16 protein-coding genes are annotated in these 14,354 nt (G+C 65.1%); 10 read left to right on the plus strand and 6 right to left on the minus strand.

Annotated elements, in window-relative coordinates:
* Window positions 1-10 precede the first annotated feature (10 nt).
* Complete coding sequence (locus SCLO_RS17270; protein WP_066514439.1) at window positions 11-427, minus strand: GtrA family protein; 417 nt, start codon at window positions 425-427, stop codon at window positions 11-13.
* Window positions 428-471: 44 nt separating this feature from the next.
* Between SCLO_RS17270 and SCLO_RS17275 the strand changes: the two genes are divergently transcribed.
* Entirely contained in the window at window positions 472-2,373 is a 1,902-nt protein-coding gene (locus SCLO_RS17275; RefSeq protein ID WP_066514442.1) for a hypothetical protein, read from the plus strand.
* On the opposite strand, the gene SCLO_RS17280 is transcribed toward SCLO_RS17275, so the two are convergent.
* A complete protein-coding gene (locus SCLO_RS17280; RefSeq protein ID WP_066514443.1) occupies window positions 2,335-2,793 on the minus strand; it encodes a nucleoside deaminase in 459 nt (152 codons plus the stop codon). The genes SCLO_RS17275 and SCLO_RS17280 overlap by 39 nt on opposite strands.
* A 39-nt stretch (window positions 2,794-2,832) precedes the next feature.
* Window positions 2,833-3,054, minus strand: coding sequence for a hypothetical protein (locus tag SCLO_RS17285; protein WP_066514446.1), 222 nt, complete (start codon window positions 3,052-3,054; stop codon window positions 2,833-2,835).
* Window positions 3,055-3,212: 158 nt separating this feature from the next.
* Between SCLO_RS17285 and rpmB the strand changes: the two genes are divergently transcribed.
* Window positions 3,213-3,506 (plus strand): 50S ribosomal protein L28, encoded by a 294-nt coding sequence (gene rpmB, locus SCLO_RS17290; RefSeq protein ID WP_066514448.1) that lies wholly within the window; start codon window positions 3,213-3,215, stop codon window positions 3,504-3,506.
* A gap of 120 nt (window positions 3,507-3,626) precedes the next feature.
* On the opposite strand, the gene SCLO_RS17295 is transcribed toward rpmB, so the two are convergent.
* The gene (locus SCLO_RS17295; protein WP_197705112.1) at window positions 3,627-4,292 is read right to left on the minus strand and encodes a GNAT family N-acetyltransferase; all 666 of its coding nucleotides are present in this window, start codon (window positions 4,290-4,292) and stop codon (window positions 3,627-3,629) included.
* Between the two features lie 48 nt (window positions 4,293-4,340).
* On the minus strand, window positions 4,341-5,744 hold the full coding sequence (locus SCLO_RS17300; protein WP_066514452.1) for a helix-turn-helix domain-containing protein: 1,404 nt from the start codon (window positions 5,742-5,744) through the stop codon (window positions 4,341-4,343).
* 146 nt (window positions 5,745-5,890) lie between these two features.
* On the opposite strand from SCLO_RS17300, the gene SCLO_RS17305 reads away from it, so the two are divergent.
* The 8 genes from SCLO_RS17305 to SCLO_RS17340 all read left to right on the plus strand — a co-directional run bounded on the left by SCLO_RS17305 (window position 5,891) and on the right by SCLO_RS17340 (window position 13,121).
* Entirely contained in the window at window positions 5,891-7,483 is a 1,593-nt protein-coding gene (locus SCLO_RS17305) for an isocitrate lyase (RefSeq protein WP_066514453.1), read from the plus strand.
* A 239-nt stretch (window positions 7,484-7,722) separates the two neighbouring features.
* Window positions 7,723-9,174 (plus strand): 3-isopropylmalate dehydratase large subunit, encoded by a 1,452-nt coding sequence (gene leuC, locus SCLO_RS17310; RefSeq protein WP_066514454.1) that lies wholly within the window; start codon window positions 7,723-7,725, stop codon window positions 9,172-9,174.
* Window positions 9,175-9,283: 109 nt separating this feature from the next.
* Window positions 9,284-9,877, plus strand: coding sequence for a 3-isopropylmalate dehydratase small subunit (gene leuD, locus SCLO_RS17315; RefSeq protein WP_066514455.1), 594 nt, complete (start codon window positions 9,284-9,286; stop codon window positions 9,875-9,877).
* Window positions 9,878-9,933: 56 nt separating this feature from the next.
* Window positions 9,934-10,260: a DUF1476 domain-containing protein gene (locus tag SCLO_RS17320; protein ID WP_066514456.1), complete on the plus strand. Its 327-nt coding sequence runs from the start codon at window positions 9,934-9,936 to the stop codon at window positions 10,258-10,260.
* Window positions 10,261-10,283: 23 nt separating this feature from the next.
* The gene (locus SCLO_RS17325) at window positions 10,284-10,517 is read left to right on the plus strand and encodes a BolA family protein (RefSeq protein WP_066514458.1); all 234 of its coding nucleotides are present in this window, start codon (window positions 10,284-10,286) and stop codon (window positions 10,515-10,517) included.
* A 62-nt stretch (window positions 10,518-10,579) separates the two neighbouring features.
* Entirely contained in the window at window positions 10,580-10,912 is a 333-nt protein-coding gene (gene grxD, locus SCLO_RS17330) for a Grx4 family monothiol glutaredoxin (protein ID WP_066514460.1), read from the plus strand.
* A 332-nt stretch (window positions 10,913-11,244) separates the two neighbouring features.
* Window positions 11,245-11,619 carry a BlaI/MecI/CopY family transcriptional regulator gene (locus SCLO_RS17335; RefSeq protein ID WP_066514463.1) on the plus strand — a complete coding sequence of 125 codons (375 nt, stop codon included), beginning with the start codon at window positions 11,245-11,247 and terminating at the stop codon, window positions 11,617-11,619.
* Window positions 11,616-13,121: a M56 family metallopeptidase gene (locus tag SCLO_RS17340; RefSeq protein WP_066514465.1), complete on the plus strand. Its 1,506-nt coding sequence runs from the start codon at window positions 11,616-11,618 to the stop codon at window positions 13,119-13,121. Before SCLO_RS17335 ends, SCLO_RS17340 begins: the two co-directional genes overlap by 4 nt.
* A 3-nt stretch (window positions 13,122-13,124) precedes the next feature.
* On the opposite strand, the gene hemW is transcribed toward SCLO_RS17340, so the two are convergent.
* Window positions 13,125-14,300 (minus strand): radical SAM family heme chaperone HemW, encoded by a 1,176-nt coding sequence (hemW, locus tag SCLO_RS17345; protein WP_066514467.1) that lies wholly within the window; start codon window positions 14,298-14,300, stop codon window positions 13,125-13,127.
* Window positions 14,301-14,354: the final 54 nt, after the last annotated feature.

Genomic DNA, 14,354 nt, shown 5'->3' on the forward strand with positions numbered 1-14,354 from the left:
GCGGAAGACGTTACCGGAAAACCCATTGCCGGTTGAGCAGGAACACCACCGCAGGTGTCACGAAGAGCATGGCCGGGATGGGCGACCATTCCGGCCATGCCATATGCGTGACGCACAGCCACACCCACAAGGCATTGAGCGCATAGCTCACCAGCGACACCGCGACGAAGCGCGCCCCGCGTGCGCCATGGCCGTCCCGCCCGCCATGGCCGCGAAAGGTGAAGGCGTTGTGCGACACATAGCCGATCAGCACCGCCGCGAGGTAGCCGATCCCGTTGGCGACCTGCACATGCAGCCCCGCGATCGCCGCCAGCACCCAGTAGATCGCCGCCTGGCAGGCCGTGACGAACAGCCCCGTCACCCCATAGCGGACGATCTGCCAGAAAAGGGCCTGCCGCTCCGCCGACAATCGCTGGATGATTTTCATGGACCCCCGTTGCGCTTTGATGCGAAGCCTCTAATCCACCACCCATGAACTTGCAAAGCTGGCCAGCCCTGCGCGCCCGCGCCGTCACCTTCGCGGCGGGTTTGTCCGACCATGCGGCGCGGCACTGGAAATGGCTGACCCTGCTCCTCTGGGTCGCCATCGTGGCGGGGTTCCTCGTCAGCCGCTGGCCCGCGATCCACTGGTTCGTGCTCAGCGATACCGACGACAATATCCGCTATGTGCAGGTGAAGGACTGGCTGGCGGGGCAGGGCTGGTTCGACCTGCGCCAATATCGCCTCGACCCGCCCAAGGGGTTCGACATCCACTGGTCGCGGCTGGTGGACCTGCCCATCGCGGGGTTGATGCTCTTCTTCCGCGCCTTTCTGGATCAGGGCATGGCCGACCGCCTTGCCTGCGCCATCGCGCCGCTGCTGCCGCTGCTGCTGCTGATGCTGAGCCTCGGCTTCATCGCGCGGCGGCTGGCGGGGGGCCATGCGTGGATCATCGCCGCGCTGGCCCCGCTCGCTGCGCAGATGGCGCTCAGCATGTATGCGCCGATGCGGGTCGATCATCATGGCTGGCAACTGGCGCTGGCCGTCACCATGCTGGCGGGGCTGGTCGACCGCAACTGGCTGCGCGGCGGCATCATCGCGGGGATCAGCACCGCGCTGTCGCTGACCATCGGCATGGAGATGATCGTCTATCTGGCGGCGGGCGGCGCGCTGATCGCGCTGCGCTGGGTTTTCCGGGAAGGCGCGGGCCGCCGGATGCTGCCCTATGCCATCAGCCTGACGGGCGCCACGTCGCTCCTGTTCCTGACCTTCGCCAGCAACGCCAATCGCCAGATGGTGTGCGACGCGATCTCGCCCATCTGGGTCGCGATCTTCGCGGCGGCGTCGGCGGGCATGGTGCTGCTCGCGCTTCTGCCGCTGCGAAGCTGGCAGGCGCGGCTGGGAGCCGGGCTGGTCGTCGGCGCGGCGGTCGCGGCCTTCGCCTGGCTCAACTGGCCCCAATGCCTGAGCGGCGCTTACCAGATCTCCCCCGAACTCGAACGCCTCTGGCTCGCCAATATCCGCGAGGCAAAGCCCCTGACCGCCCAGACCCGCGATGTCGCCGTGCCCCTGATGGCGCTGCCGGTGGCGGGCCTCCTCGGCCTGCTCTGGGCCTTGTGGGATTCGCGCCGCGACGCCGACCGCCTCTGGGCGTGGGTGACGGTGGGGCTGATGATGCTCTTTTCCACCGCGCTCCTGTTCTGGGCCTTGCGCGCGGGTCCGGCCGCGCAGCTCATGGCGATCCCGCCCGCCGCATGGGCCGCGCACCGCCTGCTTGTGCTCATGGCGAAGGGCCGCCCCGCCATCAGGGCCGCGGCATGGGCCGGGATGCTGATCCTCGCCGCCTTCCTCTTCGCCTATCCGCTCTACCCGCAGGTCAAGAACGGCCTCGCCGCCTTGACCGGCGAAAAGCCCAAAGCATGGCGCCCGCAGGCCAAGGCCCGCACCGACGCGATCAAGAAAGCCAATGGCCGCTGCCGCACCTTGCCCGCCCTGGAGGTGCTGGACGACCTGCCGCCCGCCACCATCTTCACCATGGTCGACCTTGGCCCGCGCATCATCGCCACGACGCATCATAGCGCCGTCGCAGGCCCCTATCACCGCAACGGCGCGGTGATCCTCGACATCCACCACGCCTTCGACGGACCCGCCGACGCCTTCCGCCCGATCGCGGCAAGGCATCACGCCACCTATCTGCTGATCTGCCCCAATTTCCCGGAAGGCACCATCTATCAGGCGCGCAGCCCGCGCGGCTTCTACGCCGACCTGATGCGCGGCAAGGTGCCGGGCTGGCTCCACCCCGTCACGATCCGCAGCGGCACCACCTTGCCCTACACCCTCTACCGCATCGACTATTCAGCGCCGGGCCGCGAAAAAGCCGCGCAACAACGCTGAAGCCTCCGCCTCCGCCAGCCCGCCATAGACTTCGGGCCGGTGCAGGCATTGCGGCTGGGCGAAGAGGCGCGGCCCCTGTTCCACCGCGCCGCCCTTGGGGTCCGATACGGCATAATAAAGCCGCGCGATCCGCGCATGGGAAATCGCCCCCGCGCACATCGGGCAAGGCTCCAGCGTCACCCACAGATCGCACCCCGTCAGCCGGAAGTCCCCGATCCGCCGCGCCGCCTCCCGGATCGCCACCATCTCCGCATGAGCGGTAGGATCATGATCGCGCCGGTTGCGATTCTCCCCCTCGCCGACGATCCGCCCGTCCAGAGTCACGACCGCGCCGATCGGCACCTCGCCCGCCCGCTGCGCCGCATGGGCCAGGTCGAGCGCGCGGCGCATCGGATCGGGCAGGGGAAAGGGCGACGGCATAAAGCCGCCCTTATCACGCCCCGCGCGCCCGCGAAACGATCAGGGCTTCTTGACGTCCACGGTCGGCACCTCGACCGTCTCGTTGCGGCTGCCCACCTCCACCTTGGCGACATTCGCCTCATATTTGGGGAGCTGGCCGCCCTTCACGGACACATGGGGCAGACTGCCTTCCTGCGTCTTTTGCAGGTTGATGAAGCCCGTCGCGATCCCCGCCGCCAGAATCAGCAGCACGATCAGCAACAACCCACCGATGACTCGCATTTCATCCTCCTCTGGGATACGGGGAAGGGAACGCCCGGCCATCGCAAAAGGTTGCGGTGGCGGCATGATTGGGACGGGCGCGCGGCTTGACGGGATGGAGGAATCCCGCTAGTGGCGCCGCTTTCCGAACGAAACCGAACAACAAGGTTGATGAGATTATGTCGCGCATTTGCGAGCTGACCGGCAAGGGCCGCCAGGTGGGTCACAATGTTTCCCACGCCAACAACAAGACGAAGCGTGTGTTCCTGCCCAACCTGCAGAATGTCACGCTGATCTCCGAAGCCCTGGAAAAGGGCGTGAAGCTGCGCGTGTCGACCCACGGCCTGCGTTCGGTGGAGCATAATGGCGGCCTCGACAACTGGCTGCTCAAGACCAGCGACGAGAAGCTGTCGCTCAAGGCCCAGCGCCTGAAGCGCGACATCGCCAAGAAGAAGGCTGCCGTCGCAGCCTGAATTCCCCCGATTCGTTTCGGTGAAAAGAGCGGTCTGGCAACAGGCCGCTTTTTTGCGTGGGGAATGTGCCAGCAAGCCGGTTGAGCGGAGCCTGATGACGGATGGGCTACAGGCTGTCAGTCAGGTGGGCGGCGGAATGGCGGCCGTGGTGTAAAGGGCATGCACTTCCCAGCCCAGGGCTTCGTAGAGCTTGCGACCCTCAGCCGTGGCGACCAGCAATCCCTGCTTTGCGCCATTTTGCCATGCGATCGATTCCAGACTCTTCATGACGGCGCGGCCGAGGCCGCGCCGCCTGTGCGCGCCGTGGGTTTCGATCCGATCATAGATGGCGAACGCATCCACCTGAACCACGCGCCCGATCGCCGCCAGTGTTCCGTCCGGAGCCAGTATCTCGACCACTGCGACGGGGGATGGCCTTGTCACGTTGACCATATAGCCGTCGGGCATCGCCCGCGTCCCGGTCATCACGTCGCGGCAGATCATCATGAAACCCGGCGGCTGTATCGACCATCGGGCGGGTAGCGCGGCACGCATCGCGGCTGGCGTCGCGCAGGCTTTCACCAATATCCACGGTTCGGTGATCTTCGCCGCCAGATCCTTCATGGCGGATGATATGCCGGGAAAGACGTAGCGGACCCGCTGCTCCGGCCAACCGACATCAACCCGGAATCCGCCATGATCCGCGATGGGTGGCGGGGTGCCGCGCGCCATGGTCCAACCCCTGATCCACGTTGCGACGATATGCGGATCAGCCGCCAACGCCGCCATGCTCGAACTTCGTGCCACAAACGATCCTTCTTTCCGCCTGCTCGTGCCCTCGCCTTTCCCCAACCCTCACCCATCCGCGAACCCGAACGGCGCATGGGTCTGCCTAAAATCGTCCGGCATCACCTCGCGCCCGATCGGCGGGGCGGAACGCGCCATGCACCGGCTGCGATGGCACAGGCGGCATGTCACCCCGATCGGCGTCGGCTCGGAAGGGGCGGTGTCCTGCGTGTAGATCAGCCGATAGGCATGTTCCGCCGCGCAGCATAGCGCAATCGCCCGGTCGACGCGGGGCGCGCCCCATCCGCCGCCGCCCGCCCGCACCGACCGCGCGATGGAGAAGAAGCGTTCGCCATCGGGCAGTTCCAGCCATTGCGTCACCACCTCGCGCGGCGTCTCGAACACGCGATGCACCGACCAGAGCGGGCATGACCCGCCATGGCGCGCGAAGGGAAAGCCCGCGCCGTCCAGCCGCTTGCTGACATTGCCCGCCGGATCGACCCGGATGAAGAAGAAGGGCACGCGTTCCTGCCCCGGCTTCTGCAAAGTGGTCAGCCGGTGCGCCGTCTGCTCGAAGCTCGCGCCGAACTGCCGCGCCAGCGCCTCCACATCGTAGCGCCGCGCCTCCACCGCCTTGGCGAAGGCCGTATAGGGCATCAGGATCGCCGCCGCGCCATAGCTTGCCAGCGCCCGCCGCGTCAGCCGCCGCCCGCTCTCGCTGGCGAACTGCCCTTCCTTCAGCAGCGTGTCGAAGGCTGTGCGCATCTCCAGATAGGCAATCTGGAGCGCCAACTGGAAGCTGGTGCTGGCCCCGTCCAGCGCATCGTCGATCAGCACCGCGTCGCGATGCCGGTCCAGCCGCCGCATCGATCCGGCCATCACGTCCGAAGGCAGCCGCCGCACCCGCAGGCCATGCTTCGCCTTGAGCCATCCATGCAGCCCGCCCGCGCCCTCGATCTCCGCCGCCAGAGCCTCTCCCGCATCGTCCAGCAGCGGGAAGCTGTTCCGCCGCGCCGCCACGAAGCGCCGCGATTCCGCCACCGGATCGGGCGTGTCCGCCGCTTCCTCATGTCTTGTGCCAGCACCCTTGTCGGCCAGCGCCAGTTGCTCCTCGCGATAGGCGGTATGCAGCCGCAGCAGCGCCTCGGTCATGCCGGGATAGTTGACCGCGACATCCTGCGTCGCGAGCGCGGGCAGGTCGATGTCCGCGAACATCGGGTCTTTCAGCACCGCCTGCAACCGCGCCGTCTGCTCCGCCCCGCCGTCCCCCGCCAGTTCGCTCATGTCCAGCCGATAGGTCCGCGCCAGCCGCAGCAGCATGTCGGCGGTCAACGGCCTCTGGTTCCGCTCCAGCAGCGCGACATAGGAAGCGGAAATCTCCAGGTCCGCCGCCATGTCCGCCTGCGTCAGCCCCAGCTCCCGCCGCAGCCTCCGCAGCCGCGGCCCCATATAAACCGGCCGATCCTTCGCCATCGCGTGCCATGCTCCCGTGCAGTCCTTACAACTTTACAACAGATTTTTGTAAAGATCGACAACTGAACCTCGCAAGGGATGTTCGGCCCCCCTCGACCCTCCCTAGAAACGCCATCACTTCGCCACCTCATTCATGGGATCGACGCATGACCTACAGCCAGGAAATCGCAAAAGCCGACGGCCTGATCGGCCAGCAGGGCCATTGGGACGGCATCGCCCCCGAATCCGTCGCCCGGATGCGCCTTCAGAACCGCTTCCACACCGGCCTCGACATCGCGCGCCATACCGCCGCGATCATGCGCCGCGACATGGCGGCCTATGATGCCGACCCGGCGGCATACACCCAGTCGCTCGGCTGCTGGCACGGCTTCATCGGGCAGCAGAAGCTCATCTCGATCAAGAAGCATTTCGGCACGACCAAGGGGAAATATCTCTACCTGTCAGGCTGGATGGTCGCGGCGCTCCGGTCGGAATTCGGCCCGCTGCCCGATCAGTCGATGCATGAAAAGACCAGCGTCCCTGCGCTGATCGAGGAACTCTACACCTTCCTGCGCCAGGCCGACGCCCGCGAACTCAGCCTGCTGTTCCGCGATCTCGACAAGGCGCGCGAAACCGGCAACGAGGTCGAGATCCAGCGCCTGACCCACGCCATCGACAATCACGAAACCCATGTCGTCCCCATCATCGCGGACATCGACGCGGGCTTCGGCAATGCGGAGGCCACCTACCTCCTCGCCAGGAAGATGATCGAAGCGGGCGCCTGCGCGCTCCAGATCGAAAATCAGGTGTCCGACGAAAAGCAGTGCGGCCATCAGGACGGCAAGGTCACCGTCCCGCATGAGGACTTCCTCGCGAAGATCCGCGCCTGCCGCTATGCCTTTCTGGAACTGGGTGTCGACGACGGCATCATCGTCGCCCGCACGGACTCGCTGGGCGCGGGCCTCACCAAGCAGATCGCATACAGCCGCGAGCCGGGCGACATTGGCGACCAGTATAACGGCTTCCTCGATTGCGATGAGGTCGACCTGACCAGCATCGGCAATGGCGATGTCATCATCAGCCGCGAAGGCAAGCTGCTGCGCCCCAAGCGCCTGCCGTCGAACCTGTTCCAGTTCCGCTCCGGCACGGGCGAGGACCGCTGCGTCCTCGACTGCATCACCTCGTTGCAGAACGGCGCGGACCTGCTGTGGATCGAAACGGAAAAGCCGCATGTCGAGCAGATCGCCGGCATGGTCGACCGCATCCGCGAAGTCATCCCCAACGCCAAGCTGGTCTATAACAACTCGCCCAGCTTCAACTGGACGCTGAACTTCCGCCAGCAAATATTCGACCGCTGGCAGGCCGAGGGCAAGGACGTCAGCGCCTATGACCGCGCCAGGCTGATGAGCGCGGACTATGACGAGAGCGATCTCGCCGCCGAAGCCGATGAGAAGATCCGCACCTTCCAGAAGGACGCATCGGCCCGCGCGGGCATCTTCCATCATCTCATCACGCTGCCGACCTATCACACGGCGGCGCTCAGTACCGACAATCTCGCTAGGGAATATTTCGGCGAGGCCGGGATGCTGGGCTATGTCGCGGGCGTCCAGCGCAAGGAAATCCGGGAGGGCATCGCCTGCGTGAAGCATCAGAACATGTCGGGTTCCGACATCGGCGACGATCACAAGGAATATTTCGCCGGGGAAGCCGCGCTGAAGGCGGGCGGCGTCCATAACACGATGAATCAGTTCGCGGCCTGACCGCGCGCTGCACGAGTTTCGCGGCTGGGGCCGTGAAAACCTCGTCGCAAGGGCACCCCTGTTTCTTGCGATAAAGGTGGAAGGACCTGGCGGTCCGGTGCGCTCCTGCACCGGGCCGTCTTTTTAGGGAGGGAAGGGCGCGCGGCGTAACTTTCTTGCCTGTCGATGCGGTGAAACAGCGGATTCAGCCTCCATTACCTCTTTCGCACGGCGCTCGACGGGTCTAGGGGGAAGAGATCATGGTTAAGCCGAGCACCCTCTACGAAAAGATCTGGGACGCCCACGTCGTCGAACGCCGTCCCGATGGAACCTGCCTCATCTATATCGACCGCCACCTTGTTCATGAGGTGACGAGTCCGCAGGCTTTCGAGGGGCTACGCCTTGCCGGGCGCAAGGTGCGCCGCCCCGACCTGACGCTGGCGGTGCCGGATCATAACCTCCCCACCACCCCGCGCCGCGACGCGCAGGGCAACCGCATCCCCATCGCGGACCCCGAAAGCGCGCAGCAACTGGCCGCTCTGGAGAGGAACGCGCCGGAATTCGGCGTCCGCCTGTTCGGCGATGCCGATCCGCAGCAGGGCATCGTCCATGTCGTCGGGCCGGAGCAGGGTTTCACGCTGCCGGGCACGACGCTGGTGTGCGGCGACAGTCATACCAGTTCGCACGGCGCCCTGGGGGCGCTGGCCTTCGGCATCGGCACCAGCGAGGTCGAACATGTTCTCGCAACCCAGACGCTGTTGCTGAAGCCGTCGAAAACGATGGAAGTCCGCATCGACGGTGAGCTGGGTTTCGGTGTTTCGCCCAAGGATGTGGCTCTCGCCATCTGCCAGCATATCGGCACGGCGGGCGGCACCGGCTATGTCATGGAATATCGCGGCTCCGTGTTCCGCGACATGTCGATCGAAGGACGGCTGACCGTCGCCAACATGTCGATCGAGGCGGGCGCGCGATCCGGCCTGTTCGCGCCGGACGAGAAGACCTTCGCCTATCTCAAGGGCCGCCCGATGGCGCCCAGGGGCGAGGCATGGGATGCCGCGGTCGCCTGGTGGAAGACGCTCAGGACCGATGAAGGCGCGGTCTTCGACAAGATGGTGGTCATCGATGCCGCTGACATCGTGCCCAACGTCACCTGGGGCACCAGCCCGGAGGACGTGGTGCCGGTGACGGGTGTGGTGCCCGATCCGGAGAGCTTCGCCGATGCGTCCAAGCGCGCGGCCGCGCAGAAATCGCTCGACTATATGGGGCTGACGCCCGGCCAGCGGATGCAGGACGTGCCGGTCGAACATATCTTCATCGGCAGCTGCACCAACAGCCGGATCGAGGATCTGCGCGCTGCTGCCGTCCTGCTCAAGGGCCGTCACATCGCGGGCGGTATCAAGCAGGCGATGGTCGTGCCCGGCTCGGGCCTCGTCAAATTGCAGGCAGAGGCGGAGGGTCTGGACCGCATCTTCAAGGAAGCGGGCTTCGAGTGGCGCGAACCGGGCTGTTCGGCCTGCCTTGGTATGAACCCGGACAAGGTGCCCGCGGGCGAGCGTTGCGCTTCCACCAGCAACCGCAACTTCATGGGGCGGCAGGGGCCGGGATCGCGCACGCATCTCGTCTCGCCGGTCATGGCGGCGGCGGCGGCGGTGACAGGCCGGCTGACCGATGTGCGTGAACTGTTGAACGAAAAAGAGGGGGCGGTCGCATGAAGAAGATTTTCTGGGTGCTCACATTGGGCGCGCTGGCCAGCGCCGCCATGGCTGCGACGCTGGGCCGCGCCGAGGACGGCCCCGCCACGGAGACGAAACAGGTCCGCTGATGGAAAAACTGACTGAAGTCGAAGGCCGGGCCTATCCGTTCGGCATGAAGAATGTCGACACCGACATCGTCATCCCCTCCCACTGGCTGAAGACGATCAGCCGCGCCGGGCTTGGCAAGGGCGCGTTCGAAGTGTTGCGCAAGGAACCGGGCAATGTCTTCGACGACCCGGAATATGCTGGCAGCCCGATCCTGATCGCGGGTGACAATTTCGGTTGCGGGTCCAGCCGTGAACATGCTGCATGGGCACTGGCCGATCTCGGCATCAAGGTGGTGATCGCGCCCAGCTTTTCGGACATCTTCTCCGGCAACGCCTTCAAGAACGGCATCCTCACCGTTATGTTGCCGCAGGAAGCCATCGACCGGCTGATGGAAGTCGCGAAGACCGATCCGATCCATGTCAATCTGGAAGACCAGACCGTCACGACGCAGTTCCAGGATCGCTTCGCGTTCGAGATCGACCCCTTTCGCAAGCATTGCCTGCTCGGCGGCTTGGACGAAATCGGCCTGACGCTCGACAACAGGAGCGAAATCGACCGGTTTGAAGGCAGGCTCGCGGCCGAAAAGCCCTGGCTCGTTCCAACCGTTGCCTAAGCGCGCGGTTCGGCATATCTGCGGACATGACCATCGAGCTTTGAACAGGGCATAGCATGACCACTTTTGACGATCGCGAACGGGCTTTTGAGAATATGTTCGCGCATGACGCCGAAATGCAGTTCCGCATCCAGGCGCGCCGCAACCGGCTGGTCGGCGAATGGGCCGCCGCGAAGATGGGCCTGACGCCGGAAGAGACCGACGCCTATGCAAAGGCCGTGGTGCAGGCCGATTTCGAGGAGGCGGGCGACGAGGATGTGATCCGCAAGCTGCTGGGCGACATGACGCAGGCGGGCATCGATGTCGACGAAGCGACAGTCCGCGCGGCGCTGGAGGAACAGCAGGTCGTGGCGCGCCGCCAGTTCATCGAAGCCCAGCCCTAGGGGCGAAGCGAAGGGGAAGTCGCATGCCGATGGCCGCCGATGAAATCGCCGCCATGATCCGTTCCGCGATTCCGGACGCGCAGGTGGAGATCACCGATCTGGCCGGGGACGGCGATCATTATGCCGCCCGCGTGGTGTCGGAAACTTTCCGCGGTCTTTCCCGCGTGGCGCAACAGCGCGCCGTCTACGCCGCGCTGGGCGGCCGGATGGGTGGCGTCCTCCACGCCTTGCAACTGACTACCGCCGTTCCCAACTAGACGGCATAAACGATGGCGCGCCCTGCGTATGACGGGGCGCCAGACAGGAATGGACCAAATTCATGACCGACGCCGTGCAGCAGCGGATCGCCGACATCGTCAACGCCAATGACGTGGTGCTCTTCATGAAGGGGACGCCGCTCTTTCCGCAATGCGGCTTCTCCAGCCGCGCCATCGCCATATTGGAGCATCTGGGCGTCTCTTATGAAAGCGTCGACGTGTTGCAGGACCAGGGTATCCGTCAGGGAATCAAGGCCTTCTCCGACTGGCCGACCATCCCTCAGCTTTATGTGAAGGGGGAGTTCATCGGTGGCAGCGACATCATGATGGAAATGTTTGAAGCGGGTGAATTGCAACAACTCATGACCGATCAGGGTGTCGCTTCGGCGAACTGACTCATCCGATTTTTCGGAAGAAGGGCGGTCCGGATTTGGGCCGCTTTTTTTGTCGGAAGGGACCGGGTGGGGGATGCGGCGGAGACCGGCCTGCATCCCCCGGGGTATGAAGCGGTCGGGAACGGCTTACAGGACGCAAATGCCGTGCCATGGCGGGCAGATAAAGGAAAAGCAGGCTTTCCCAAGGTTAACGGTCTCATATCCGTTGGCGTCGATGTAAGATAATCCGACAGAATCGCAGCTGTTCTTTCCTCTCAGGACAGAGTCATTGACTACAGATGTAATCAATGCGATTACATCTGTAGTTGAGGGTTCGGGAGTCGAAGCGCGTCATGGCCGTCAGTGAAAAGATCAGCGAAGCCGAACTGGTGGTGATGGAGGCGCTGTGGCAACGCGCGCCGCTCACCGCCGCGGATGTCGCCGATCAGGTGGCGGCCGATCGCGGGTGGAGCGTCCAGACCGTCAAGACGCTGTTGTCCCGTCTGATGGCGAAGGATATCATCGCTGCCGATCAGGATGGCCGCCGTTTCCTCTATCGCCCCATGGTCGCGCGGGAAGATTATGTCGCCAGCGAATCCGGCCGCCTCGTCAATCGCCTGTTCGGCGGACGGATTTCGCCGCTGGTGGCGCAGCTGGTTCAGCAGGACCAGCTGACGCCGGATGACATCGCCGAGCTGGAAGGCATATTGAAAGGGCTGAAGTCATGAGCGTCTGGCTGGTCGAAACCCTGATCGCCACGACCTTGTTGATGGCTCTGGTCATGATGGTGCGCCGCCCCATCGCGCGATGGCTGGGCGCGGGCGCGGCCTATTGGCTTTGGATGCTGCCGCTGGCGCGGATGATGCTGCCTGCCATGCCGCGGCAGGTCATCGCGCCATCGCCGCTCCAGACCGCTGTCGATCAGTCCGGTATTCCGGATTTCATCACCGTCGCCGCCGCTCCCGCTCCCACCGATATGGCCTCCAGCTTGCCGTGGCTGGAGATCGGGGTCGCCATATGGGTGATGGGGATTGCTGCCTTCCTGTCGGTTCAACTGCTGGGCTATATCCGTTTCCGGCAGCATATCCTGGCCGGCTCCACTCTGATCGGGCAGGAGGGGCGCATCCGGATCATAACCAGTCCGCAGGCTGGCGGACCGCTCGCCTTCGGCGTGCTGCGCCCCTATATCGTGCTGCCGATCGATTTCGCGCTGCGGTTCGATCCGGAGGAGCAGGCGATGGCGATCGCGCATGAGCGCGCGCATCACGACCATGGCGATCTGACCGCGAACATGCTGGCGCTGCTGTTGCTTGCCGTTCACTGGTGCAATCCTGTCGCCTGGATCGCCTATCGGGCCTATCGCGCCGATCAGGAGCAAGCCTGCGACGCCCGCGTGCTGGCGCTGTACGGTCAGGATCAGGCCCATGCCTATGGCCGCGCCATATTGAAAGCGGCAGGGGGGCGTCAGTTTGCCGGGGCCTGTCATCTCACGCGCATCGCTGCCTTGAAGGGGAGGCTGAAAATGCTTTCGAATCATGAAATATCGCTTCGCCGCATCAGCTGGGGCATGGCTCTTGTGGGGTCGGTGACGGTTACGGGATTGGCCCTGACGGCTTCGGGAGGCCGCGCCGCACAACAGGTGGCCGCAATCACCGAGCGGGTGGAGGCGGTCAATTTCACCCGGCTGTCCGATCTGGTCGCGCAGCCCGTCGAGGCGGATGAATCCCCTTCCGTGCAAGAGAAGGCCGCGCCGGAACTTTCCCATACGCCCTCGGCGGCCCGGATTTCCGCGCAGTCTGACCGCACGGTATCTTCGGTGCCCGTCGCGGCGCCGGCTGCCGACATGGTGCCGCCGGTTCCTCCAGTCCCGCCCGCTCCACCCGCGCCGCCCGTTCCGCCTGCGTTCGAAGCGGCTGGTCCGGCCTATGCCATCCCCAGCGAAGCGGATATCCGTCGCCAGATTCCCAATGTCGATGTCCGCAACGGCTGCGAGGGCGATAAGGCGGTCAGTCGTCGGGAAACCGTCGATGCGGACGGTCGCCGCCACATCCGGGTTCGCATCTGTGAAGCGGCGATCAGGGCGCAGGCGGCCGGCGCGGCAAGAGCGGGCCTTGTCAAAGCCCGCGCGGATGTCGCTCGCGCCGTCAGGATGTCGGACGAAATCCGGGCCGAAGTGCTGCGCGACCTGGATGAGGAAATCGCCCGGATCGATACCCGTTCGGCGGACTGATCCTCAGACAGCGACGATTTCCGGCAGGATCGCGTCGAGCAGCAGCATGCCCGCCGGTTCGACGCGCAGAACCCGGCCTCTCTTCGAAACGAGGCCGTAGCCGGAAAGCTGCCCCAGGGCTTTCGCATCGACCAGATCGCTTTCCGCAAGGCCCGACAGCCGCGCGATCCTCTCCAGATCGACGCCCTCCGCCAGCCGCAGCCCCATCAGCAAAGCCTCCCGCGCGCGATCCTGCGGCGCGAGCTTTTCCTCCCTTTGCAAGCCATGTTCGTTGCGCCGGACCGCGCTCATCCAGTTTTCCGGCTTGCGGTGGCGCAGGGTCGCCATGCCCAGCCTTCGCCCATGCGCGCCGGGCCCTATGCCGGCATAATCGCCATAGCGCCAGTAAGTGAGGTTATGGCGGCTCTCTTGTCCGGGCCGGGCATGGTTGCTGATCTCATAGGCCGGAATGCCCGCTGCCGCCGTCATCTCCTGCGTCTGTTCATAGAGCGTCGCGGCATGATCGCTATCGGCGGGTACAAGCTCGCCCTGCGCCACCAATGTCGCGAAGCGCGTCCCCGGCTCGATGGTGAGTTGATATAGCGACAGATGATCGGTTCCGAAGGAAAGGCCGCGCGTCAGCTCCGCCGCCCAATCGCTTTCGCTCTGGCCCGGTCGCGCATAGATGAGGTCGAAATTGACCCGCTGGAAAACCGATTGCGCCACGTCGAGCGCCGCGAGTCCCTCCGCCACGTCATGCGCGCGGCCGAGGAAATGCAAGGCTTCGTCCTTCAGCGCCTGCAAGCCGAGCGACACGCGGTTGACTCCCGCCCCCGCCAGGTCGGCAAACCGCGCCGCTTCGACTGAGCTGGGGTTGGCTTCCAGCGTGATTTCCAGATCGGGAACCGGTGGCCAATATTGCGTCGCCGCGTCGATCAGCGCGGCGACGAGGGCGGGCGGCATCAGCGAAGGCGTGCCGCCGCCAAAAAAGATCGAGGATAGCGCCCGCCCGCTCGTGAGCGCCGCTTCATGGCGCAGGTCCGCCAGCAGCGCGTCGCGCCAGGCATCGGCGTCCACCTGCTCGCGCACATGACTGTTGAAGTCGCAATAGGGGCATTTCGACACGCAAAACGGCCAATGCACGTAAAGCGCGAGGGGGTCGGTCGAAACCGACGCAGGCGTGGGGACGGGGGAGGGCATGAGCGGCGCCTCTTATACCGCTTTGCCACGCGCGGCCAGTGACGGAGGAAAGAG

The organism is Sphingobium cloacae, assembly GCF_002355855.1.
GTDB classification, from domain to species: domain Bacteria; phylum Pseudomonadota; class Alphaproteobacteria; order Sphingomonadales; family Sphingomonadaceae; genus Sphingobium; species Sphingobium cloacae.